The organism is Arthrobacter alpinus (genome assembly GCF_900105965.1).
Lineage (GTDB): Bacteria > Actinomycetota > Actinomycetes > Actinomycetales > Micrococcaceae > Specibacter > Specibacter alpinus.
The window spans coordinates 1,611,008-1,634,906 of sequence record NZ_FNTV01000001.1 but is presented as its reverse complement, the minus strand read 5'-3'; the positions used below and the strand labels follow the sequence as shown (position 1 = coordinate 1,634,906).

At 61.4% G+C, this 23,899-nt stretch carries 20 protein-coding genes and 1 pseudogene; 11 read left to right on the top strand and 10 right to left on the bottom strand.

Features of this window, described 5'->3' with window-relative positions:
• Nucleotides 1–3 precede the first annotated feature (3 nt).
• Nucleotides 4–2,648: pseudogene (hrpB, locus tag BLV41_RS07675) on the top strand (ATP-dependent helicase HrpB).
• Nucleotides 2,649–2,678: 30 nt separating this feature from the next.
• Here hrpB and BLV41_RS07670 read toward each other — a convergent pair.
• Together BLV41_RS07670 and BLV41_RS07665 are read right to left on the bottom strand one after the other, a co-directional pair.
• Nucleotides 2,679–3,242, bottom strand: coding sequence for a Dps family protein (locus BLV41_RS07670; protein ID WP_044572057.1), 564 nt, complete (start codon nucleotides 3,240–3,242; stop codon nucleotides 2,679–2,681).
• A 137-nt stretch (nucleotides 3,243–3,379) separates the two neighbouring features.
• Nucleotides 3,380–4,000 carry an L-threonylcarbamoyladenylate synthase gene (locus BLV41_RS07665; RefSeq protein ID WP_074711233.1) on the bottom strand — a complete coding sequence of 207 codons (621 nt, stop codon included), beginning with the start codon at nucleotides 3,998–4,000 and terminating at the stop codon, nucleotides 3,380–3,382.
• A 283-nt stretch (nucleotides 4,001–4,283) separates the two neighbouring features.
• On the opposite strand from BLV41_RS07665, the gene BLV41_RS07660 reads away from it, so the two are divergent.
• On the top strand, nucleotides 4,284–6,683 hold the full coding sequence (locus BLV41_RS07660) for a transglycosylase domain-containing protein (protein WP_083360652.1): 2,400 nt from the start codon (nucleotides 4,284–4,286) through the stop codon (nucleotides 6,681–6,683).
• Between the two features lie 15 nt (nucleotides 6,684–6,698).
• On the opposite strand, the gene BLV41_RS07655 is transcribed toward BLV41_RS07660, so the two are convergent.
• Nucleotides 6,699–7,265, bottom strand: a complete 567-nt coding sequence (locus BLV41_RS07655) for a hypothetical protein (RefSeq protein WP_074711232.1) — start codon at nucleotides 7,263–7,265, stop codon at nucleotides 6,699–6,701.
• 314 nt (nucleotides 7,266–7,579) lie between these two features.
• Here BLV41_RS07655 and BLV41_RS07650 point away from each other — a divergent pair, with 314 nt between their 5' ends.
• The 3 genes from BLV41_RS07650 to BLV41_RS07640 all read left to right on the top strand — a co-directional run bounded on the left by BLV41_RS07650 (nucleotide 7,580) and on the right by BLV41_RS07640 (nucleotide 10,275).
• Nucleotides 7,580–8,128 (top strand): AMIN-like domain-containing (lipo)protein, encoded by a 549-nt coding sequence (locus tag BLV41_RS07650; protein ID WP_074711231.1) that lies wholly within the window; start codon nucleotides 7,580–7,582, stop codon nucleotides 8,126–8,128.
• A 245-nt stretch (nucleotides 8,129–8,373) separates the two neighbouring features.
• Entirely contained in the window at nucleotides 8,374–8,784 is a 411-nt protein-coding gene (locus BLV41_RS07645) for a hypothetical protein (protein ID WP_074711230.1), read from the top strand.
• 90 nt (nucleotides 8,785–8,874) lie between these two features.
• The gene (locus BLV41_RS07640; RefSeq protein WP_139244243.1) at nucleotides 8,875–10,275 is read left to right on the top strand and encodes an HNH endonuclease signature motif containing protein; all 1,401 of its coding nucleotides are present in this window, start codon (nucleotides 8,875–8,877) and stop codon (nucleotides 10,273–10,275) included.
• Nucleotides 10,276–10,280: 5 nt separating this feature from the next.
• On the opposite strand, the gene BLV41_RS07635 is transcribed toward BLV41_RS07640, so the two are convergent.
• Together BLV41_RS07635 and BLV41_RS22285 are read right to left on the bottom strand one after the other, a co-directional pair.
• Nucleotides 10,281–11,021, bottom strand: a complete 741-nt coding sequence (locus BLV41_RS07635; RefSeq protein WP_211481613.1) for a LacI family DNA-binding transcriptional regulator — start codon at nucleotides 11,019–11,021, stop codon at nucleotides 10,281–10,283.
• Nucleotides 10,952–11,356 carry a LacI family DNA-binding transcriptional regulator gene (locus BLV41_RS22285; protein ID WP_211481612.1) on the bottom strand — a complete coding sequence of 135 codons (405 nt, stop codon included), beginning with the start codon at nucleotides 11,354–11,356 and terminating at the stop codon, nucleotides 10,952–10,954. The genes BLV41_RS07635 and BLV41_RS22285 overlap by 70 nt, the downstream gene beginning before the upstream one ends.
• A 257-nt stretch (nucleotides 11,357–11,613) precedes the next feature.
• On the opposite strand from BLV41_RS22285, the gene BLV41_RS07630 reads away from it, so the two are divergent.
• Genes BLV41_RS07630 through BLV41_RS07620 form a run of 3 tightly spaced genes read left to right on the top strand, consistent with a single transcriptional unit; the run spans nucleotide 11,614 to nucleotide 14,878 of the window.
• Nucleotides 11,614–12,747, top strand: a complete 1,134-nt coding sequence (locus BLV41_RS07630; RefSeq protein ID WP_074713181.1) for a Gfo/Idh/MocA family protein — start codon at nucleotides 11,614–11,616, stop codon at nucleotides 12,745–12,747.
• 2 nt (nucleotides 12,748–12,749) lie between these two features.
• Nucleotides 12,750–13,973: a dihydrodipicolinate synthase family protein gene (locus BLV41_RS07625; protein WP_083360651.1), complete on the top strand. Its 1,224-nt coding sequence runs from the start codon at nucleotides 12,750–12,752 to the stop codon at nucleotides 13,971–13,973.
• Nucleotides 13,970–14,878 (top strand): sugar phosphate isomerase/epimerase family protein, encoded by a 909-nt coding sequence (locus BLV41_RS07620; RefSeq protein ID WP_074711228.1) that lies wholly within the window; start codon nucleotides 13,970–13,972, stop codon nucleotides 14,876–14,878. Before BLV41_RS07625 ends, BLV41_RS07620 begins: the two co-directional genes overlap by 4 nt.
• 140 nt (nucleotides 14,879–15,018) lie before the next feature.
• On the opposite strand, the gene BLV41_RS07615 is transcribed toward BLV41_RS07620, so the two are convergent.
• The 5 genes from BLV41_RS07615 to BLV41_RS07595 form a co-directional block, all read right to left on the bottom strand.
• Nucleotides 15,019–16,086, bottom strand: a complete 1,068-nt coding sequence (locus BLV41_RS07615; RefSeq protein WP_280138643.1) for a PQQ-dependent sugar dehydrogenase — start codon at nucleotides 16,084–16,086, stop codon at nucleotides 15,019–15,021.
• 163 nt (nucleotides 16,087–16,249) lie between these two features.
• Complete coding sequence (locus BLV41_RS07610; RefSeq protein ID WP_074711226.1) at nucleotides 16,250–17,062, bottom strand: hypothetical protein; 813 nt, start codon at nucleotides 17,060–17,062, stop codon at nucleotides 16,250–16,252.
• A 223-nt stretch (nucleotides 17,063–17,285) separates the two neighbouring features.
• Nucleotides 17,286–17,921 (bottom strand): uracil-DNA glycosylase family protein, encoded by a 636-nt coding sequence (locus tag BLV41_RS07605; protein WP_044572073.1) that lies wholly within the window; start codon nucleotides 17,919–17,921, stop codon nucleotides 17,286–17,288.
• A 179-nt stretch (nucleotides 17,922–18,100) separates the two neighbouring features.
• A complete protein-coding gene (locus tag BLV41_RS07600) occupies nucleotides 18,101–19,630 on the bottom strand; it encodes a SulP family inorganic anion transporter (RefSeq protein ID WP_074711225.1) in 1,530 nt (509 codons plus the stop codon).
• 198 nt (nucleotides 19,631–19,828) lie between these two features.
• Nucleotides 19,829–20,098: a GlsB/YeaQ/YmgE family stress response membrane protein gene (locus BLV41_RS07595; protein ID WP_044572077.1), complete on the bottom strand. Its 270-nt coding sequence runs from the start codon at nucleotides 20,096–20,098 to the stop codon at nucleotides 19,829–19,831.
• 199 nt (nucleotides 20,099–20,297) lie between these two features.
• Here BLV41_RS07595 and BLV41_RS07590 point away from each other — a divergent pair, with 199 nt between their 5' ends.
• From BLV41_RS07590 to BLV41_RS07580, 3 genes are all read left to right on the top strand, one after another.
• Nucleotides 20,298–22,052, top strand: coding sequence for a long-chain-fatty-acid--CoA ligase (locus tag BLV41_RS07590; protein ID WP_425284290.1), 1,755 nt, complete (start codon nucleotides 20,298–20,300; stop codon nucleotides 22,050–22,052).
• Between the two features lie 103 nt (nucleotides 22,053–22,155).
• On the top strand, nucleotides 22,156–22,533 hold the full coding sequence (locus BLV41_RS07585; RefSeq protein ID WP_074711224.1) for a VOC family protein: 378 nt from the start codon (nucleotides 22,156–22,158) through the stop codon (nucleotides 22,531–22,533).
• Between the two features lie 71 nt (nucleotides 22,534–22,604).
• Nucleotides 22,605–23,849, top strand: a complete 1,245-nt coding sequence (locus tag BLV41_RS07580) for a pyridoxal phosphate-dependent aminotransferase (protein WP_074713178.1) — start codon at nucleotides 22,605–22,607, stop codon at nucleotides 23,847–23,849.
• The last annotated feature ends 50 nt before the right edge of the window (nucleotides 23,850–23,899 follow it).

Genomic DNA, 23,899 nt, shown 5'->3' with positions numbered 1-23,899 from the left:
TCCGTGCAAGCAACCGCCGTGGTGAAACATCCGCGCGGTCCCTTTGACCTTGCCGTTCTCGGGCAGGGACTGGTTTTTGCTCAGTCCCTGCCCGAGCTGGCAGGGTTGCTCAGCTCCACTGCAGGCTCGGCGGCCGTTGTCCAGGCTCCCCCCGGCACAGGCAAAACAACGCTCGTGCCGCCCCTCGTGGCGAATATCCTCAATCCCACTGGCAGCGCCAGCCGCAAAGTCCTTGTGACCCAACCCCGGCGGGTTGCCGTCCGCTCCGCTGCGCGCCGTCTGGCCATGCTCGATGGCTCGGCCTTGGGCACCAAAGTTGGCTACATCGTTCGAGGTGAAAGCCACAGCAGTCCAGAAACCATCGTCGAGTTCCTCACGCCAGGAATCCTGCTGCGCCGCCTCTTGCGAGACCCCGGACTGGAAGGCGTGTCCGCCGTCGTGTTGGACGAGGTGCACGAACGTGGCCTCGACACCGATCTCCTGCTCGGCATGCTTGCCGAGGTCCAGCAACTGCGTGGCGACCTGACGCTGCTGGCCATGTCCGCAACTCTGGACGCCGCCCGCTTTGCACACCTGCTGTCCATGGACGACGGTGAGAATGACGCTCCCGTGATCGACTGCCCGTCCGCGCTCTTCCCCCTTGAGGTGAGATGGGCGCCGTCGGCCCAGCCGCGCATGGATGAACGCGGCATCTCCCGGGCCTTCCTAAACCACGTGGCAGATACCGCAGCCGCAGCCCACGCGGCGGCACTTATGGATAACCCCGACGTCGACGCCCTCGTGTTTGCCCCGGGTGCGTGGGAAGTGGGGCACATTGCCTCGCGCTTGCGTTCGGGGGATCGGGCACGGAAATTCTTGAGCTGCACGGCCAAGTCTCCGCACTGGAACAAGACCGCGCCGTGTCCGCCCGTGAACCCGGCGGCCTCCCGCGCATCATCGTCTCCACCTCCCTTGCCGAATCCTCGCTCACGGTGCCAGGCGTCCGGCTGGTGATTGATTCCGGACTTTCCCGCGAACCTCGCCGCGACGGCGCCCGCGGCATGACCGGCCTGGTGACGGTTTCCACATCCCGGGCCTCGTCCGATCAGCGCGCCGGCCGTGCCGCGCGCCTCGGCCCGGGGACAGTTGTGCGGTGCTACGAGCAAAAGACCTTTGCCGCTGCCCCCGCCCACCCCATGCCAGAAATTGCAGTTGCCGATCTCAGCGCCGGTGCCCTCATGCTCGCCTGCTGGGGAGCTCCGGGCGGGGAGGGCCTGCGATTGCCGGAACCGCCACCTGCGCCGGCCATGGCCGCCGCCGTCACCGTCCTGTCCGAATTGGGTGCCATCGACGACCGGGGACACGCGACAGCCCTGGGTCGTACCTTGGCGGAGATTCCGGCAGATCCCCGGCTGGCCCGCGCGCTTCTTGACGGTGCGGCGGTGCTTGATAGAAAAACAGCAGCAGAGATTGTGGCCGTGGTCGCCGGTGACGGGCGGGCTCAGGGAGCGGATCTGACGGCACTGCTTTCAGCACTGCGTTCCGGACGCGATCCCGGTGCCCGGCGTTGGCAACAAGAGGTGCGCCGTCTTGCGGGGCTTGTTGGCAAGGACAACCGCGCTTCGCGTCCGCAACGTTCCACTCTTGCCCCGACAGCCACTCCCGAGGTTTCGGCGGGCGAGGTGGTGGGATTCGTCGTCGGACTCGCGTTCCCCGACCGAATTGCCCGGCGGGTCCAGGGCGCTGTTGGACAGCAGTATCTGCTCTCCTCGGGAACCCGTGCCGGTCTGCCGGCAGGAAGCTCGCTCTCTGGGCACGAATGGCTCGCCGTAGCGGATGCATCCAGGGCGCAGGGGCGCGATGCTGCCGGGACCGGTGCCATTATCCGGGCGGCAGCTCCGCTGAGTCTGGACCTGGCCGAGCATGTTGGCGCCCATATGCTCCACGACTCGGTGGAAGCGACGTTTAAGAATGGAAAGCTGTCCGCACGCAGAGTTCGCAGCTTGGGAGCCATTGTTTTGGCCTCAACACCTGTCAAAGCCACGGCCGCACAAGGCCGCGAGGCGGTGGCGGCGGTGCTGGCCAAGGACGGGCTTGGCGTGCTCTCGTGGAGCGGCGCGGCCCATGAGCTGCGGCTTCGGCTGGCCCTGCTTCACCGTGAACTTGGTGCGCCATGGCCTGACGTCAGCGATGCGGCACTTCTGGAACACCTGCCCGATTGGCTCGGCCCGGAGCTCGAGGCGGTTGCCTCCGGGCGCCCAATGTCAGGACTTGCGCTCATCGAACCCCTGCGCCGCCTGCTGCCCTGGCCCGAGGCTTCGAAGTTGGGGGAGCTCGCTCCGGAAACGCTGGCAGTTCCCAGCGGTTCGCACATCCGCATTGGCTATCCCGCAGTGTCCGACGACGGGCCTCCCATTGTTGCGGTCAAGCTGCAAGAATGTTTTGGCCTGGCCGAAACACCCACGCTGGTCAAGGGGCGCGTGAAGGTATTGTTTCACCTGCTGTCACCCGCGCGCCAGCCACTTGCGGTGACCGACGATCTCGCGTCGTTCTGGAGCGGTCCGTATGCTCAGGTTCGTTCAGAGATGCGTGGAAGGTATCCCAGGCACCCCTGGCCCGAGGATCCGTGGACAGCGCCCGCCACAGCCAAGGTCAAGAAACGGATGTAGCGCGTGGACGTCCCAGTCTCCGGGCTAGGGCTAGGGCTTGGTCTTGCTGGCAGCGGCCCGTTCCGTCTTGCTCCCGGCATTGGCGAGGTCTCCGGCGTCGTCCTCTAGGTGAGCCCGCATAAACCATTGGAACAACTCCAACTGGGCGCACTGATTGATGATCATGTCCTCTGTAATGGGATCGAGTTCACCAACTTCGGCCAGGGTCTTGCGGTGGCTCTTAAGGAAGCCGCTGTAGACCAGATCGAGGGCTGCCAAGTGGGCGGACGTGTGAGCGCGGCCAATGGAGTAGTCGTCCCAAGGCCGGGCCGCCACGAGCGCACCAGGCAGGCCGTTCGGGGAGATTCCCAAGGTGGCAATGCGTTCGGCAGTCTCATCGACCATGGCCCGGACAAGGTCAATCTGTGGGTCCAGCATCTCGTGGACACTGATGAAATCACGGCCCACAACATTCCAATGGGCGTGCTTGAGAGTCAGGGCTAGGTCATTGAGTGCGTGAAGTCGGGCCTGCAGCAGCCCCGCAAGCTTATGTCCATCCTGCAGGGACATTCCGGGAACGGTGAAACCTGCACGGGCTGTTCTCTTGACGACCATGGAAACTCCTTCACGACTGACACAACGATGGTTTTCACTCAGGACCCCAAAGTCCCGGCCTGCTCCCACGGTAGCGACAAGAACTCCGAAGTGCCAGAGGTCACCACGATTGGTTCTTGGGGTTACGTGGACTGTTTTTACTCGAAGCGGCTCGTGTCACCCATGCCACGGCGAACCACTTCGGCGTATCCGCTGGAGAAATCCACCACGGTGGTGGGCTCGGCGCCCACATCTCCGGAATCGATGACCGCTTCAACTACGTGGTCCAGTGCTTCCTTGATCTCCCAACCTTGAGTCAGCGGCTCTTCTTCGTCGGGCAGCAGGAGTGTGCTCGAGAGCATGGGCTCGCCCAATTCTTCGAGGATGGCATGAATCAATTTACTGTCGGGGATGCGCACGCCCACGGTCTTCTTCTTGGGGTGTGCCAGACGCTTGGGCACCTCCTGCGTGGCCGGAAGAATGAAGGTGTACGGGCCGGGTGTAACCGATTTGATGCTTCGAAAAATATCGTTGTCGACCATCACAAATTGGCCCAGCTGGGCAAAATCCTTACAGACCAAGGTGAAATGGTGCTTCTTGTCGAGCCGACGGATGGTGCGGATCCGGTCCAGGGCCTCGCGGTTGCCCAATTGCGCACCGAGTGCGTAGCAAGAATCCGTAGGGTAGGCGATCAGTCCGCCAGATTTCAGGGTTTCAACGACCTGGCTAACCATGCGGGGCTGCGGATCGTCGGGGTGGATGTCAAAGAATTTAGCCATGTCCCGAGCATACGACCCCGACGCGTTTGCGGCAGCTATTTACCCGGCATGTATTTGTTCCATTTACGCTCCTCAGTTGCGCCCATGGTGCGCCGCGAGCTGAGGGTCCAGGGCGTGGCCCCAGACCGTGTGAATTGCTCGGCGCCTAGGTATCTTCCGGCGCTCTGTCAGAGAACTCCCATCTTGGAGGAGGATTCTGGAAAGGAATTTTTGTGCCATCAGGCAGGAGCTGCCGCACAACGTACAAAATCAGCGGGAAAAGGTATTGAGGAGTATTCGTAACATGGCCACACGATCTGCAAAAAGGTCCGGTTTAGCCGGGCGCTCGGCTCGGGGTGGTGCCGCAGCAAACGGCTCCACCCTTTCACAACTGGGCCGCCTGTTCCTTGTCTGCGGTGTTGTGGGAGTCATTGTTGCCGCCTTGCTCATTCCTGCCGGAGTTCTGGCCACCGGTGCCGTGGGGAGCGCGGACGACTTTCTTTCAGAGGTCCCGAAGGGGCTGGATGTACAACCGCCGGCGCAGGCAACTACGCTCCTGGCATCCGACGGCACAACGCTGGCCACGCTTTACGCGCAGGATCGAAAAGTTGTTGATCTGGACAATATGTCGCCGTTCATTCGCGACGGCGTGGTGGCCATTGAAGACTCCAGATTCTACGAACACGGCGGCGTTGACCTGACCGGCATCATGCGCGCCCTGGTGGCGACCTTGAATGGGAGCCGTCAAGGAGCCTCAACCATCACCCAGCAATACGTCAACAACGTTCTCATTGAAGAACTTGTAGCCGACGGCAAGAGCGATGAAGCCAAGCTCGGTGTCGAGAAAACCATGGCCGACAAGGTCAAGGAAATCCAGCTGGCCATTGGGCTCGAGAAACAAATGAGCAAGGATGACATCCTCTCCGGATACCTCAACCTGATCTACTTTGGAAACGGTGCATACGGTATTGAAGCCGCAGCAAAGCTCTACTTCAACACGAGCGCCAAGGACCTCACCCTGCCGCAGGCGGCGGCCCTTGCCGGTGTGGTGAACAGGCCCGCGTACTACGATCCAATCACCCAGCCTGAGAATGTGGTTAACCGCCGCAACGACGTTCTGTCCAAGATGGTCTCGCAAACAAAAATCAGTCAAGCCGAGTACGACGCCGCTATCAAGACACCGCTAGACCTCCACATCACCGAGTCCGCCCAAGGCTGTGCGGCGGCCGCCAATGCACCGTACTTTTGCGATTACGTCCAGCAACTTATTCTCAATGACTCCGCCTTCGGGGCTACGGTCGAGGAGCGGACAAAAATCCTTTACCAGGGTGGGCTGACCATCCAAACAACGCTTGACCCGGCCCTGCAAAAGGTTGCCCAGGAACAAGCTGCCGCCACCATGAGCGCCACTGATCCACTCCAGCGAGGTGCCTCGATCGTGAGTGTTGAGCCAGGGACCGGCAAGGTTCTGACAATGGCCCAAAACACCGTGTATGACCCGGCCGCCGCGCCTGGAAACTACATGGGCAACTTTGCCCTTCCGGTCAATGACGCCAACGGAGAAACCCTCCATGGCGCAGGGGGCTTCCAAGCGGGTTCAACCTTCAAGCCATTCATATTTGCCGAATGGCTCAACAGCGGGCACTCAATGATGACAACCATTGACGGTTCGGTCCGCCGCTATCCCAGCGGCTATGACTGGCAAAACAGCTGCGGCAACATCACGGGTGAATACGATCCGGCTGTTGCCGGCTCATTCCTGTTGCCCAACGATGATCCGGACCACTACTACCCCATGAGCGCCTATGAGGGCCTGTACAACTCCATTAACACCGTGACGTTCCAAACCGCCACCACGTTGGATTTCTGCAACATTCAAAAGATGGCTACCGCAGCCGGCGTCAAGGACGGCCTGACGAACAAACCCTATGACCTTTCCAATATTGCAAACTTGATCGGTACCCAAAACGTTGCCCCCATCGATATGGCAACAGCTTTTGCGACCTTCGCGAGCGGCGGCATTCGCTGCAACCCGATCGCCATCTCTTCAGTCGTCGATGCTGCAGGCACCAAGTACCCCGTTCCCGGGGCAGACTGCCAACGCACCATCAGCGAAGACGTGGCCGCCGGCGTCACCCACGCCCTCCAGAGCGTGCTGACCCGTGGCTCCGGCTGGAACATTGGCCTGACCGACAAAACCAATGCGTTTGCGAAAACCGGTACAACCGACGGGAACATTGACACCTGGACCGTCGGAGCAACCAGCGGCATTGCCACCGCCTCATGGTTTGGTAGCTACAAGGGCAACGGACCCGAGTGGGTGAACCAGGACATCACCGTTAACGGCAAGTATTACGCCGGCGTTGACGGTGCCGATCTGGCAGGCGGCCAGTGGGCCGCCGTCATGAATGCCGCGGCGAGCAACCCCAACTACGTGGCAACGCCCTTCACACAGCCCCCGGCGTCCATGCTTCAACCCACGGCAGCACTTGTTGCAGGATTCAACGATCCCAAGCCCGGCGACGCCCCCGTGGTGGCTGAACCGCAGAAAACTACCCCAACTGAGCCGCAGGAGACAACGCCGCAACAACCCACGCAAGGTGCAACTGCTGAGCCCACGGCTCCGGCCACCACCGAAGCGCCGCAACCCACCCCTGAAGCAACGCTGCCCAACACTAAGCCTGAGCCAAGCAACAAGCCTTAAGAGGATCTTCGGTGGCTAGGCGGCACGGGTTCCGGCGCGAGCATTTTCTTCGGCCGTCTCCAAGGCCAGCCGCAGCCCGGCGACGGCCTGCTGATAGCTGTCAACGGCGTCGAACGTATCAGGCAAAGCAGTTCGAAGCCGGGCCGCCGCGGTAACCGAGCGGATGAGCCGTGCGGTTTCGGGAATACGGACATCCGACATGGCCGGGAAATCGATAGCCAGAGCCGGATCAAGCTCATACCGGCACCATCGTTCGATCAGGTAATCGTGCTGGGCCGCAACAGTGGCATGGGCTGCGCGGGCGCGTTGCCGGACCATGCTTGCTATGCCCGCAGCCCGGTATCGACGCAGCAGGGTGTGGCTCGCCGTGGCGGTTACGGCCGAAATGCCGAGCAACGCCAGCGAGGATGGCTTGTTGTGCTGAACCGGGATCAGGATCAGGGGTGCGAGCACGCATAATCCCGCGAAGGCATACCAGAAGATGGAATCGGGATCGTTCTCACGGGGCGCGCGGACGTGGAGGAGCCACATCGTTGTCGCCGTTGTCAGTACAACAAGTACTGCAAGAACAAGGAAAACCATGGCGGCACCTCCCGGCTCGGCGTTCGGGCGGCACGGTCCGGACGCGTGTGCGGGCCCGCGAATGTGGGCCTATCTCCATTGCAGGCCCAAAAGTGGTTCGGGTCAAGAGCATGTCTCCGGCCAATTCAAGGTCACGAACAGTAGCTGCGAGCCAATTAATGAGATCTGCATAACGGTTGACAACACCATGCGAACAGGTGTAACAGTTCAGCTCACGTTTTGTTCAGAGCATTTCGTTCAGAACCCGCGAGTCCTACGGTTGAGATACCCATAAATCCATGCATTCTTTCATCTCCAAAAGAAGGTGCTTTCTCGTGAAAATCGTTAAGACGTGGCTCGCCATTGTGGGGTTGCTGGCCGCATTTATCATGGTTGCTCCGGCGCCTGCCCAGGCCGCCCCGTTCTGCGGCATCACCTGGGGATCGATGGCCAAGTCCGCGGGCACAGGCTCAATTGCCCCTATCACCAATGTTCGGGCCGGCCGGCACGACTGCTTCGACCGCATGGTGGTAGACGTCAACGGAGGTGCCAGCGGATACAACGTGGAATACGTCAACGCCGTCCATAGCCCTGGCAAGGGTGACATTGTCCCGCTGCGGGGAGGTGCGGTCATCGTGGTGGTAGTGCATGATCCGGCTTACAACTCCTACACGGGCAGTTCCACATACAATCCCGCCAACCGGAACGAGCTCGTCAACACGGCTGGCTATGCAACCTTCAGACAGGTGGCGATGGCTGGCAGTTTTGAAGGCAGCACCACGATTGGCCTCGGCGTTAGGGCACGCCTGCCGTTCCGCGTCTTGACCTTAGCTGGGCCGGGGACCACCACACGCTTTGTCATCGATGTGGCTCACCGCTGGTAATTTTCCGAGCACCTGTCAGCTCGTTGCTGTTGGCCCGCCAGGTGCCGCCGTCGCCTTCCCTTTTTTGGAAAGTCGACGGCGGCACCTGGCTGTGCTTTGCCCCGCTTGACTAGAAAATATATGCGGGCAGTTCAGCGAATTTCCTGTCGCAACGGGGCCATTCATCCACCACACCAACCGAGGCGGAACTGCTGGCCGAACTGGCTCTTCCCGCCATCGAACCACTCGCCACTGACATTGTGGCGATGTCGCATTTGCCCGCACTGCCTCTGCCGGGCGTTCCCGTCACTAGCTCGGAACCACACGCCCCGGAGAGCCAGTTGGATGCTGCAAGGCAGAACCTAAACGACTGTGGTGAGTCGCCAGCCCTGCTCTCGAAACACCAAAACAGCTGTGCCGCACTGGCCGCCGTCGTGATTGAACGATTTGAATCGGCTGCGCAGCTCGAAGGCAACATTCTTGCTTTTGATCGGTGGCAGCGCGAGCTGACGTTGAGATCGATCCGCGCAGAAATCGCCAACATTCTCTTGATCCCCGAGTCTGCCGCCAGCCGATTAATTGAGCATGCCACGAGTATCGTGCGACTCCTGCCCAATACCCTGGGCCATATGAGCAGCGGCGAGCTGGGCTGGGAATGCGCGGTCATCATTGCCTAGGAGACCAAGCTACTCCGTGAAGCGGGCTTTGCAGATGAAACCATCGACGCCTTTGAGCCGGCTCTTCCAGCCAAGGCCGAAGGTTCCTCGTTGCCAAGCTTCAGGGAGAAGGCTCGCCGCCTGCGGGAGCGGCAACATCCGGAGACCATTCCGGCCCGGACCCGAAAAGCCAATGAGGATCGATGCCTGCGGGTGAATCGCAGGCAGGACGGTATGTCGTGGCTGAGCCTGTACGCCCCGGCACCCACGCTTGAAAGCATCTGGGATCAACGCACCTCAACCGCCCAGGCAGCCCAAGGCCCTCACGAGGAACGCACGCTGACGCAACTGCGTGCCGACGTTGCCGCGGCGCTCTTGCTGAACCAAGGCATGGCAGGGAACCAGATCTTCGCACCCGCCGTCATGGCGGAGGAGCTTCATGGCCTTCCGCCCGAGGATGGTGCTGCTCCCGCCCATGAAATGGATGCTGAAGCTGCTGCGGTTGGTGATGGAGCCGTCGAATTCGGCGAACGTGAGCCAGCGTTCTGGTCTGAGCCTGAGCCTGAATCCCCTGGGAATACCTACCCTTCTTGGCTACAGTCGCGCCGCGAGGAAGCGGATTATTTCGATCCATCGTTCAGGGCACCGGACCCCTGGGGTGAACCAGGCTGGCGGCCAGAGGCCATGCCTCCGGCCCTCCTCCCTGCCACGGCGGGGAGTTCCGCAGTTGGCGGAGAGCCACCGGCGTACATGGCACCGGTGTGGCCCCCTTTGCCAAAGGTGACCCCAGTCTTGTTGATCCCGGCCCTGTCGTTTCTCGGAGCAACAGATGAACCGGCCTGGCTGGAAGGTACCGGGCCCATCAGCATGGAAGTTGCCAAACGGCTCACGGCGGGAGTGTCGAGCTTTTACCGAGTTTTGACGGACCCCATCTCCAATGTGCCGCTGGACCTGACTCCGGAAACGTATCGAATCACCTCAGCCATGCGGCTCATGCTGCGCATCCGAGATGAAAACTGTGAATTTCCGGGCTGCATGGACAAGGCCGCAAGCTCCGAGGTGTACCACATTCGGGCCTTTGGCTCAGGCGGCCAAAGTGTCTACGACAATCTTGAGCATCTTTGTAAACGTCACCATCAGCTCAAACACCTCAAGGACGATAGAACCAGAAATGGTGAGTATCGAACGGACCAAAGCCCTGACCGGCAGCAGGTGCGGTTGCGGGGCTGGACGCCCTTTTCCACAGAGTCTGGCATAGCGTGGACCTCGCCCACCGGCATCTACTACCCGCCCGGGCCTCGAGATACTCAGCCTCCCGTTTATCCCGAATGGCTCAAGGACAGCATCGTCGAATCCCTCGAGGACTTGAGTGAACGAACGGCAGAAACCATCGAACCGGCCTACCTCGCTGAAGAAGAGCGTGAACTCATGAACGACAAAGAGTTTGTTGAGCGGCGGAACCGAGAAATTGAGGAATACTGCCGCACCCATCCCGAAGGGGAAGCGGCCTGAACGCCCTAGCGAGGGAGGGTGCCCGGGTTGCCGGCGCTTTCCCTCAGAACCACCGATCCAGTGACGCCCGAGGCTTGTTTAGCCGATGGAGCCAAGGCCAATTGAGCGGCCATCAGACCGATCTCCTCCAGTGGAAGCCGGTAGGTGGTGAGGCCGGGGAAATGGTCCCGCAGGGTCGGGATATCGTCAAAGCCGGCAACCTGGGCATCCTCGGGGATGCGCAGCCCACGGGAACGCAATGCCGTCATGGCCCCCAGTGCCATGACGTCGTTGGCGGCAAGGAAGCACAGGGGCGAATCGCCGTCGGACGTCAGCGATGCTGCGGTCTGAGCATCGGGGGAGTTCAGTGAGTTCAAGAATTCCATGGTGGAGTCGAAGCCGCCCTGGCTGTTGAAGGAACCATGCACCACGGCCACCGGCTCCAGCCCCTCTTGGTGCAGACGCTCCAGGAAACCTTCAACGCGGACCCGTGCCGTATTGCGCTCATGCGGGCCGGCGAGGACGACAAAACGTCGAACACCCTGCCCCAAGAGCGTGCCAACAAGTTCGGCGGCGCCGTCATGGTTGGCGATAGTGACCACCCGTGCCTCTGGAATGGCGGAAGGGCCCAGCGTCACGACTCGGCCACCGTTGTTGATGTATTGGGTCAGTGCCTTGGTGAGGCGGGGATCTTCAGTTATGAGGCGGGAGGCAGCCAGAATGATGGCGTCGGTGCGGTAGGAAATGAAAGCGTTGACGGCAGCCAATTCAGCGTCGCCGGGGAGTTCGAGCCGTCGTCGATGTCGGTTCCGGCCAGAAGAACCTGATGTCTTGATTCCAAGGCTGCCTGTTGGACGCCGTGGGCAATGGCCGAAAAATATGGATCACCAATATCGTGAACAACGAGTCCCACGAGCCCCGTTGTAGACCTTGCCAAGGCTTGCGCCTGAGCGTTGGCCACGTAACCAAGTTCCTCCGCCGCTGCCCTGACGCGGTCTGCGATGGCTGCAGCCGGCGTACGGCTTGAACCGTTCAGCACGCGGGATGCTGTCGCCAGCGACACGCCGGCTTGCCTGGCAACTTCGGTGAGTTTGACTGGCACGGAGGGTTCCTCTTTCGAAATGTGTCCGGGGTGACATTTTGCTCTTGACCCGGTGATAACTTCAGCATATATTGGAAAGCGCTTTCCAATTCCAGGCCACGCCGGTACGTCCGGTAAGCGCTTACTACAACTTTCGGGAGATATCAGTGACTCTTACAGCCACCAATGAGCAGGCCGCTGCAACCACCGCAGAAGCCGCTCCAGCCGTCAACGCAGCCGTCAACCAGGCGAGCGGCAAGCGCGTTGTTCGAATCGCCATGAATGGCATCACGGGGCGTATGGGCTACCGCCAGCATCTGTTGCGCTCCATCCTGCCGCTGCGAGATTCCGGGTTGATCCTGGAAGATGGCACCAAGGTTGCCATTGAGCCGATTCTTATTGGTCGCAACGAGGCCAAGGTGCGCGAGCTGGCCGAACTGCACAATGTTGAGCACTGGTCCACCGACCTTGACGCCGTCATAGCCGACCCCACAGTTGACGTGGTGTTCGACGCCTCCATGACGAGCCTGCGCGCCGCCACCTTGAAGAAGGCCATGGCCAACGGCAAGCACATCTTCACCGAGAAGCCCACGGCCGAGACCCTGGAAGAGGCCATCGAGCTGGCCCGCATCGGCCAGGAAGCCGGCATCACCGCGGGTGTTGTGCATGACAAGCTGTACCTGCCCGGCCTGGTCAAGCTGCGCCGGCTGGTTGACGAAGGCTTCTTCGGCCGCATCCTCTCCATCCGCGGCGAGTTTGGCTACTGGGTCTTCGAAGGTGAGCACCAGGCCGCCCAGCGCCCCTCCTGGAACTACCGCAAGGAAGATGGCGGCGGCATGACCACCGACATGTTCTGCCACTGGAACTACGTGCTTGAAGGCATCATCGGCAAGGTCAAGAGCGTCAACGCCAAGACCGCCACTCACATTCCGGCGCGTTGGGACGAGCAGGGCAAGGAATATGCGGCCACTGCCGACGACGCCGCCTACGGCATCTTCGAGCTCGAAACCCCCTCCGGAGATCAGGTCATTGGACAGATCAACTCTTCCTGGGCGGTGCGCGTGTACCGTGACGAGCTGGTGGAATTCCAGATCGACGGCACCCACGGCTCCGCTGTCGCCGGTTTGAACAAGTGCGTGGCCCAGCAGCGTGCCCACACGCCCAAGCCCGTCTGGAACCCGGACCTGCCCGTCACCGAATCCTTCCGCGCGCAGTGGGCCGAAGTTCCCGCCAACGCCGACCTGGACAACGGCTTCAAGCTGCAGTGGGAAGAATTCCTGCGCGACGCCGTTGCCGGCCGCGAACACCGCTTTGGCCTGACCTCCGCAGCACGCGGCGTTCAGCTGGCTGAGCTGGGCCTGCAGTCCTCGGCCGAGCGCCGCACCCTCGACATCCCCGAAATTGAGTTGTAAGCATGAGCATCTCGCTGACCCTTCCACTCCCGAACGGCGAGTTGGAAGCACTCACCTTGAATGAAACCGGCCCCTGGCGCAAGCCCACGGCCCTAATCACCTCCCGCAAGGTCTACGCGGCAGCTCACGTCACTCCAAAGGTCTTGGGCACCAACGTGCCAGGCGCCCCGGCGGACATTGACTGGGACGCCACGTTGGCGTTCCGCCGCGAACTGTGGAGCTGGGGCGTGGGTATTGCCGACGCCATGGACACGGCGCAGCGTGGCATGGGCCTGGATTGGGCCGCCACCCGGCAGCTCATCAACCGCAGTGCCGCCGAGGCAGCGCTCATCGCGACGCCGGAACGCACGGTGCGGGACCTGCTCGCCTGCGGTGCCGGCACTGACCAGCTCGACCCGGCCGCTGTGGAGCCCGGAGAAGCAGGCCTTGCGGCCGTGCTGGCCGCCTACCGCGAGCAGATCGCCGTCGTGGAGGCCTCCGGCGCCAAGGTCATCATCATGGCCTCGCGCGCACTGGCCAAGGTTGCATCCGGCCCGGCCGACTACCTCGCCCTCTACGGCACCCTGCTCTCCGAGGCAAAGGAACCGGTAGTCCTGCACTGGCTGGGCACCATGTTTGATCCCACCCTGGCAGGCTACTGGGGCAGCAACGACATTGCCGCCGCGACCGCCACGTTCCAGCAGCTCATTCAGACGCATGCCACGAAGGTTGACGGTGTGAAGGTTTCCCTGCTCGACGCCGGACACGAAGTTGCGCTGCGCGCGTCCCTTCCCGAGGGCGTGCGCCTGTACACGGGGGATGACTTCAACTACCCCGAGCTCATCGACGGCGACGGTTCGCACTACTCCGACGCACTGCTGGGCATCTTCGCCGCCATCGCACCCGCGGCCTCCACGGCGTTGCAGAAGTACGACGCCGGCCGCCCCGCTGAAGCTCGCGCCATCCTGGATGCCACCCGGGATTTGGGGTTGCACATCTTCGAGGCGCCCACGTACTACTACAAGACGGGGATTGCTTTCCTGGCGTGGCTCAACGGTTTCCAGCCTGGCTTCCAGATGATCGGCGGGCTGCACGCCGGACGCGACCTCAACCACCTGGTCAAGCTGTTCCGCCTGGCCAACACAGCTGGTCTCCTGCTTGCCCCGGAGCTTGCCGCGACACGCATGTCAGGCTTCCTGAACACCTCCGGCGTCGCCTCGGAAATACTGGAAGGGGCCGACGCATGAGCAACTTCGACAAGCTGTCCATCAACACCGCAACCATCAAGAAGGCCTCGCTTGCCGAAGCCCTGAATCTCAGTGTTGCCGCGGGGCTTTCGCACATTGGCCTGTGGCGCGACAAGGTTGCCGAAGTGGGGCTGGAAACTGCGGTTGGGATGGTCAAGGCATCCGGCTTGCAGGTTTCCAGCCTTTGCCGCGGCGGTTTTCTGACCGCCGCCGACCCTGCCGGCCAGGCAGCCGCGCTTGAGGACAACAAGGCAGCCATCCTGGAGGCCAAGGCCCTGGGCACCACCGAGATCATCATGGTGGTGGGCGGGCTCCCCGACTTCAGCGTTGCACCAGGAGCCGTTGACGGCGGCGGCTCCGCAACCGCCGTCGTGGGTGGCAAGGACATTGTGCTGGCCCGCCAGCGCGTGGCCGACCGCCTCGCCGAGCTGGTGCCCTTCGCCCTGGAACACGGCGTCCGCCTGGTACTGGAACCTCTGCACCCCATGTACGCGGCCGACCGCGCCGTGCTCTCCACCCTGGGCCAGGCCCTGGACCTCGCCGCGCCTCACCCCGTTGAGGCCGTGGGCGTTGTGGTGGACACCTTCCATGTGTGGTGGGATCCCTCCTTGCGCGAGCAGATCGCCCGCGCCGGTGCCGAGGGCCGCATCGCCTCCTACCAGGTGTGCGACTTCAACCTGCCCATTGCCGCAGACGCCCTGCTGTCCCGCGGCTTCATGGGCGACGGCGTAATCGACTTCGCCTCGATCGGCACCTGGGTTGCCGAGGCCGGCTACAACGGCGTAGTTGAGGTGGAGATCTTCAACGAGGACATCTGGGGACTGCCGTCCACCGAGGTCATCGACACCGTCAAGGCCCGCTACGCCGAATTGGTGGCTCCGCACCTGGCACTGGCCAGCGCCTAGCCGGCAGCCGTCAACGTGTAGCTGCAACATCGGCGGCGGGTCCGACATTTTTGGTAGGCGACGTAGAGGAGACGCCAAAGGCCGCCCGCGGCCGGCGCGTCGGATAGTCGCCGGAAAATGGCGGTCCACCGCCGGCAGGGCTACTTCGGCACTGCCACGATCCTGTCGTCGCCGTCGTTCGGGTTGCCGCGGCCGTCTGTATTGTTCGTGAGAACGTACAGGCGGCCGTCGCCGGTTAAAGCCACGTCGCGGAGCCTGCCGAGTGCACCCACCAGGGTTGAGGTTGCTCTGGGAGTTCCCGCCAGATCGATGACCCAGAGCCTTTCTCCGCGCAAGGCTGCCATGTAGAGCGTGGTGCCGGAGATCGCGATGCCGCTGGGGCTTGCCTCGTCGGTGGTCCACTGGAGCACGGGGTTTGTGAAGCTGGGATCTGGGCCGATACCCTCGACGACGGGCCAGCCGTAGTTTGCACCGGCCTTGACCTCGTTGAGCTCATCCCAGGTGTTCTGGCCGAACTCGGAAGCCCACATGCGGCCCTGACCGTCCCACGCAATGCCTTGGACGTTCCGGTGGCCAAGGCTCCATACCGGGCTGTTGGGGAACGGATTATCGGCGGGGATTGAGCCGTCGGGCGTTAGCCGAAGAATCTTTCCCGACATGGACGATCGATCCTGGGCTGCGGCGGAGTTCCCAGCATCGCCCGACGATATGTAAAGCATGCCGTCCGGTCCGAAAGCAAGCCGGCCGCCATTGTGATTGCCCGCCTTGGCAATGCCGGAAAGAATGACCGTAGGCGCACCCAGGCTCCGGCGGCCGGCCCCGCCCAGCAGTGGCATGCGTACAATCCTGTTGTCGCTGCCCGAAGTGAAGTAGGCATACACATCCAGGCATCCCGTGTCCGGGTTCGGCTCCGGATTTCCGTCACAGCCACCCAGCCGCACAGCCAAGCCCAGCAGGCCGCCCTCGCCCTGATGCACCACGCCGGGAACGGTGCCAACAACTAGCTTGGCGCCGTCGGGGGCGACGTCCAGGATCTGCCCCGAGTCGCGTTCACTGACGAGCAGGTGCCCGTCGCCGAGCGCAACCATGGACCACGGAGCGTCGAGTCCTGTCGCAACGTCGCTTGTGATGCCTGCTGTAGCTGCTGACGTACCCTGCGCCGGTCCACTTTGTCCAGGGGCAGGGGGGACTGGCGTGCAGGCGGCCATTGACAACGCCGTCGTGAAACAAGCGGCAGCCAGTATGAACCAAGTTCTCGTTGGACGGCTCCGTGCGCCGATCTGCGTTGCGCAGTGACTCATGCGCCGAGCCTACCCCAGGGGCAAGTTCTCGTTCCAGTATGTGTTGGGCGCACAGAACGCCCGGCGGTTCTCACTGGGCCTGATCGACGGGTCCACGCTGGCGGTTGTGGTGGGACTTGAGCAACAGCACCACACCGAGGCCAAGCCACCAAAGCATTCCCAAAGGGATCAGTGCAATGGATCCGAGCCATAGAATCTCGCCCATGCCGTTGGCTGGGGCGCCCGGGTTCGCATCGCTTGTTGTGCCCACCATGAAGGGACCTGCCAGGAGCATCATGACGCGGAGACCGGGGAACACACCCAAGACGCACAACCACAGAGGAAGTGTGCGGGAGATGGCCCCGGCGGCACAAATGCCCACAGCCCAGAGGGAGAGCGTTATTATGCCTGCCTGGGCGAAACCGTGGATCCCCACCATCTGAAGGGTGAGATAGGCGGACTCGCCCCATCCGCCATTGGATCCGTCAATATGGAGCAACGGCCCCACCGACTCGCGCAATACCCCGTGCATGAAGATAAACGCTGCCGAGAAAAGCCCCAGCGCGCTCAGGCTCCGGCGCGTGATGCTGTTTGTCCGCGGTGCAAGCACGTCGGAGACTGCGAAACTCGCTACAACAAGAGCCATTGCCATGATCACTAGTGTGATCCCGGCGAACGCGTAAATCCGCGGATATTGGCGCAGATAATCGAGGCTCACTGCGGGGTTGTCGGTGTCGTCGAAGCCGAGGACCGGGGGCATGAGTTCCAAGGCAAACCACGTGACGCCCGCGAGCCCGGCGATCATGACCGCAATGCCGCCTGCCCGCAGTGCTGCACGGTTGCCATCCCCGGGCCCAGCCTGGCGTGGTGCGGGAACGCTGCGTTGCTCGCTTGTTGCACTCATGGTGCACTCCTTTGGACAAGCTCCACCCTGGGCCATGGCAATACTGTCACAGGTTGGCGACGCATTAAATGCTACGCGCAGGGGCGGCCGCGCGGAAGGCAAACGTGCAATCCAAGGCGGGTCCCGCCGTCGAGCCTTAACCCAAACTGACCCGCAGCAGTGGCTGAAAAATGGCGAAGAACACGCCTTTTCGACCGCTACTGCGGGTCAGTTGCAAAAAGAGTTAGCGGCCCTTAACGGGGATGCCGTTGCGGGTCATCGACTCGGCGTAGGCCTTGGCCGATTCCAGCAGCCACTGTTCCTGGCGCTCGGGGGAGCCGGCAAAGCTGCGGCCGGAAAGCGAGCGGACCTTGTAGATACCGAAACCGCGCTTATAGAGCATGGGGCCCTGAGCCTTCAGGAGCTGGTCGGCCAGGCGGTGGGCCTCGGTGCCGTGGGCAACCAGGGCCGAGGCGCGGGGTACAGCGTTCACGAACTTCACGAGCGGGCGCAGGCCCTGCTCGATCTGCGGTGCTGTGAGGCGGCCGTTGGGCTGGCCCGGAGTGAACCACGGGTGCACGTTCCACGGCATGACAAGACTCGGGCGCAGCCCGATCTGCCAATGGATGCCCAGCAGGCGGGTTGCGGCTTGGTCGTCACCGGCGGTGATGAAGCCCGAAGGATCAATTTCGCCAACGTTTGAAAACAAGCTGATGATCTTGCACTCATCAACATCGTGAACCGGGTCCACGTAGGCCACCTGCTGCTCGGGCCGGGCTTCCGCCAGGGTGTCGCACAACTCGGTGATAGGAGCAATGTTCTCGTCGTAACGGCGATTCCAAAGCTGGTCACGCAGTGATTCAGTGGCCACGGATGTCATTGAGGGTTAATGCTCCTTAGAGGGGATAAGTGTGGGTTTGGCAGGTTCCCGGCGAAGGGGAATGCCCAGCTTTCTAGCTTAGCAATTTTCCCCGGTCTTGGGGTCTGCTGCGCGTGTGCTAAGGGGATGCTGAAAGATTTGATTGTGAGAAATGCAACAGGGCAAAACGGGGCGTTGAACTATCCGCCGAGCTTTCCTGCGAGACGAAGATGCATGGCCTCGCTGGCTTCGTTCAGACCTGTAATTGTGACGGTTTTTCCGTGGCGCCGGTACTTTTCCTGGACAGCATCGAGGGCGGCAATGGTTGAGGCATCCCACAGGTGGGAATTGCGCATGTCGATCACAATGTTCTCCGGATCAATCGCGTACTCAAATTGCGTGTAGAGATCATTCGATGAGGCGAAGAACAATTCGCCGTCCACAACGTAGGTGGCCGTTTTCGTTCCGGCCACCTCGCTCACGGTGCGTTTCACAGTGACCAGATGCGCCACCCTGCGGGCAAACAACGCCATGGCCACAAGGACACCCACGCCAACTCCGATGGCCAGGTTGTGGGTGGCAACCACCACCGCCACGGTCGCCACCATGACGAAGGTTTCACTCTTGGGCATCATCTTCAGTGTGGCGGGACGAATGCTGTGCCAGTCAAAGGTGGTGGCAGAAACAAACAGCATGACAGCCACGAGCGCTGCCATGGGGATCAAGGCCACCACATCGCCGAGCGCAACAACAAAGACCACAAGAAAAACACCCGCAAGGAAAGTGGAAATCCGCGTGCGGGCGCCCGAGGACCTCACATTGATCATGGTCTGGCCAATCATGGCGCAACCACCCATGCCACCGAAGAAGCCCGTGACAATGTTGGCGACACCCTGGCCCAAGGCCTCACGGGTTTTGGACGAGCGGGTGTCGGTAATGTCATCGACCAACTTCGCTGTCATGAGTGATTCCAGCAGGCCAACGAACGCCATGGCTAGCGAAAATGGGGCGATGATCTTAAAAGTTTCCAACGTGAAGGGCACGGCGGGCATCAAGAGCGAGGGCAAACTGTGCGGCAATTCGCCCTTGTCTCCCACGGTGGGAACCACCACGGAGGCGAGCACCGTGAACAGCGTCAGGACCACTATCGCCACCAAAGGTGCGGGCACTGCTTTGGTTACCTTCGGCAAGACAACCATTATTAGCAACGCGCAGGCAGCGAGGGGGTACACCATCCATGGCACGCCGAGCAGCTCAGGAACCTGTGCGATGACTATGAGAATGGAAAGAGCATTGACGAATCCCACCATGACCGATCGCGGTATGAAGCGCATCAATTTCGCCACTCCGCCAAGTCCCAGCAGCATCTGGAAAACGCCAGCCAAGATAACGGCCGCGATGAGATAGTCCAAGCCGTGACTTTTCACCAAGGGTGCAATGACCAAGGCGACGGCGCCTGTGGCGGCAGAGATCATGGCTGGCCGCCCGCCCACAAAGGAGATTGTGACGGCCATCGTGAACGCTGCGAAGAGGCCAACCCTCGGATCGACGCCGGCAATGATGGAAAACGCCAGGGCCTCGGGGATCAGGGCCAAGGCAACAACAAGCCCACCCAGCACCTCTGTTTTGAGTCGCCGAGGGGATCGCAGTGCGCCCCGTACAGATTGCAGTTCGAGAGGGGTCGGACGGGATCCGGTGGTTGCTGTTACCAAAGCTGATTCCTTTGTCATGCAGGGACGCCCAGCGGATCGAATTGAGGATGCCGCTGGCCGAACATAACCCTAGTGCAACAGGGCCGCAGTGGGTTCAGAACCGGGTGGGGGAACATCATGGCGGCAAGGAATGAGGTCAAAAAAAGGGGGCAGGAAGCGCCGGCCGTCTCGGCTGCGCTTCCTGCCCCTAAGCTGCGGTCCCTAAAGGTGCGGTGACTAGGCCGAGCTCTTGTTTCTGCCCGTGATGGCGCCGTAAACCCCGGCAACGACCAGCCCGCCAACAATGGCGAGCAGCCACGAGCCGATACTGAAGAACCGCATGTCACCCTTGTTGAACAAGAGATCTCCGATCCAGCCGCCAACGATGGCTCCGACGACTCCAAGGACCAGGCTCGTGACCCAACCGCCGCCGACGCGGCCGGGCATGATCGCCTTGACGATGACCCCCACGACGAGGCCCAGGATAATCCATCCGATGAAACCCATTGCTCCTCCTAATGACTGAAAGTGCTGTTTCCTCTGGCAGCCGGCTCTCTAGAAAGTTGTTTGAGCAGCCAGTGCCTCCACGCTAGCGCTGCATGGTCCGAAGGTCTACCCCTCATGGAATTCTTGTTCTAATCGTTGAGATGGCGTTGGGGTTGGCTGCGTGGGGATCATTCGACACCGCCCGTACCTTGGCGGCAAGATGGAACGCATGCCGAACATTGAGCCCTCCATCACCACGCCGTCACGCCTCTCGCCTGCGGAAACCAAGCACGACGGCGTCCAGCAGCCGTGGGTGAAAAACTATCAGCCGGGTGTTCCCGCCGAGATAGAGCTGCCCACCGAATCGCTCGTTGCCATGTTCGAACGCTCGGTTCACGAAGCTGGTGATGCTCCGGCGATGGAATTCTTTGGACGCCGCACCACCTACCGCGAGCTCGGGGAGCAAGTCAGCAGCGCTGCCGAGGGCCTCCGCCTTCTTGGCGTGAGGGCGGGGGATCGTGTTGCGCTCATCCTGCCCAATTGTCCCCAACATGTTGTGGCTTTCTATGCCGTGCTTCGCCTCGGAGCAGTGGTGGTGGAACACAACCCGCTTTACACCTCGCGGGAGTTGCGGCACCAATTTGAGGACCATCAGGCCCGCGTGGTGATTGCCTGGGACAAGGTCGTGGAGAACATCAAGGAATTTCCGGCCGATATTGCCATCGACCGGATCGTTTCCGTGAACCTCTTGGCGGAGTTCCCGGCGCTCAAACGTCTGGCCCTGAAACTCCCCGTGAAAAAGTTGCGCGAGACTCGTGCTGCACTGAGTGCCCCGGCACCTGGAACCCTGGCTTGGAAGGACCTGCTGAAAAGCGGCACCCTCGATCCGGCCCACCCGCGCCCAAACGTTCAAGACCTGGCCGTTATCGGCTACACCTCCGGCACCACGGGCCGCCCCAAGGGTGCCATGTTGACTCATTTCAATCTGTACTCCAACGCGCTGCAGGGTGAGGCATGGATGCATGGGGCACAGACCCGCAAGGAGGTTCTCTACGCCGTCTTGCCGATGTTCCACGCCTTCGGCATGACGCTCTATCTCACCTTCGGCGTCCGGAAGCAGGGCTTGCTGGTGCTCTTTCCGAAGTTCGACACGGACCTGGTCCTCGCTGCCATGAAGAAGACACCAGCCACTGTTTACTGTGCCGTGCCGCCTATTTACGAGCGAACGGCCCTCGCTGCCATGGACAAGGGCATCTCCCTGCGTTCGTGCAAATTCTGTATTTCCGGAGCCATGAACCTTCCCGATCACGTAGTTGAGCTCTGGGAGTCTGTTGCCGGGGGACTTCTGGTTGAGGGGTACGGTATGACCGAATCGTCACCCGTGGCCTTGGGTAACCCGTTCCACCCCAGCCGGCAGCCCGGCACCATCGGCGTGCCGTTCCCGTCCACGCTCATGAAAGTGGTCGACGTCGATGATCCCACCCAGGAGGTGGCGCAAGGCGAGCCAGGAGAACTGCTCATCAAAGGCCCCCAGGTGTTCAAGGGGTACTGGAACAACCCAGGAGAAACAGCCAAGTCACTGACCGAGGATGGCTGGTTGCGCACTGGCGACATTGTCACGCTCAGCCCGGAAGGCTTCACGAAGATCGTGGACCGGGCCAAGGAACTAGTTATCACGGGAGGCTTTAATGTTTCGCCCTCGGAAGTCGAGGGAGTTCTCCGTCAGCATGTCAACGTGATTGACGCGGCAGTGTTCGGCAAGCCGCTGGAACGCGGGGGAGAGATGGTGGTGGCCGCCGTCCAGATGGAGCCCGGCACCGTGCTCAACGAGGCGGACTTGCGGGCACACTGCAAGGAACTCATGGCCCGGTACAAGGTGCCCGTGCGAATTATCGAGATTGAGGATATGCCACGATCCATGTTGGGCAAGATCCTACGCAAGCAAGTCAAGGATCAGTTGCTGCCCCTGCTCTAAGAACGCCGTTGGGAACCTTCACGCCCATCGGGCCCTGTTCGCCACTTCCGTCAAGGCCTATGCTGGGCTAGAGATGCGGCAGTCAAGAAGGGAAGCACCGACCATGTTGGCCAATAGTTTGGCATTTAGCAGTTTCTCAGTATCGGATGTAGCAGCAGCCCGCGACTTCTATCAAGACACGCTGGGGTTGGCGGTGACCGAACAGGACGGTATGTTGACGCTGCACTTAGGTGGTGGCGGAACCGTGCTTGTTTACCCCAAGGACGCCAGCCACGAACCAGCCACTTTCACCGTCCTGAACTTTCCTGTACCGGACATTGAAGTTGCGGTTGAGGCGTTGGTGGCGTCCGGCGTCGAACTTGAACACTATGCGGGGACACCCATGGAGACGGACACTAAGGGTATTTTCCGCCAAGGGGGCCCATTGATCGCCTGGTTCAAGGACCCGTCAGGAAATGTACTCAGCGTGATTCAGGAGTAGCAAGCCACGCCTCCGGCCGGAATATGGACCGTGCGGCCGTTTGTAGTGGTGTCTGTGTGAAAATGGACGTTATGCGCCCCATGCAACACTCAAGCAAATTAGCCAATGTACGGTACGAACTTCGCGGACCAATCCTCCACGCAGCGCAAAAAATGGAGGCCGAAGGGCACCGGATCTTGCGCATGAATCTTGGCGACACGGCGCCCTTTGGTCTTGAAGCGCCGGAGTCGATCGTGGTGGACATGATCCACCACCTTCGCGGCGCACAAGGGTACAGCGATTCCAAGGGCATTTTTTCGGCCCGGACCGCCATCTCCCAGTACTACCAGACCAAGGGTCTGATGAAGATCGGTGTTGACGACATCTTTGTTGGCAACGGTGTCAGTGAGCTCATTTCCATGACTCTGCAGGCATTTTTGGAAAATGGTGACGAGGTCTTGATCCCGGCCCCGGACTACCCCCTCTGGACGGCTTCGGTGACCCTGACAGGCGGCGTTCCCGTTCACTACCTCTGCGACGAGGACAAGCAGTGGTGGCCAGACATGGCCGACGTCGAGGCAAAGATCACGCCTCAAACGCGTGCCATAGTCATCATCAATCCGAACAATCCCACCGGTGCCGTGTACCCGCGCGAAATTCTCGAACAGTTCGTGGAGTTGGCGCGCAAGCACGATCTGGTGCTTTTTGCCGATGAGATCTACGAGAAGATTCTTTACGACGGAAACACCCACATTCACATGGCTTCCTTGGCCGAGGATGTCTGCGTTCTGACCTTCAGCGGTCTGTCCAAGGCGTACCGGATGCCTGGTTACCGGGCTGGCTGGGTTGCCCTGTCCGGTCCGCGTGCGGCCATGGCCGAGTTCAAAGAATCCTTGGAACTGCTGGCCTCCTTGCGGCTGTGTTCGAACGTGCCTGCGCAGCATGCGATTCAGACATCCCTGGGGGGATACCAGAGCATTAACGATTTGACCAAGCCAGGTGGGCGGTTGCGCGAACAACGCGACCGGGCCTCGGAACTGCTCAACGCCCTGCCTGGGGTGTCCTGCGTTCCGGCGGCGGGTGCCATGTACCTGTTCGTCAGGCTTGACCCTGCCATCTACCCCATTGTGTCCGATGAGAAGTTTGTCATTGACCTGTTGCAGGATCAGAAGATTTTGGTCTCCCACGGAACAGCCTTCCACTGGCCCACTCCTGATCACTTTCGGTTTGTGATCTTGCCGTCCATTGGCGACATTGAGGAGGCCGTCAGGCGTATTTCCTCCTTCTTGGCGGTCTACCGAAGCAAGTGGTCATCGGCGGCCCGTACGCGGCAATAGCCGGGCGGGAATAGTTTCCGTGGCCCCACGGTTCACCAGGTAGATGCAAA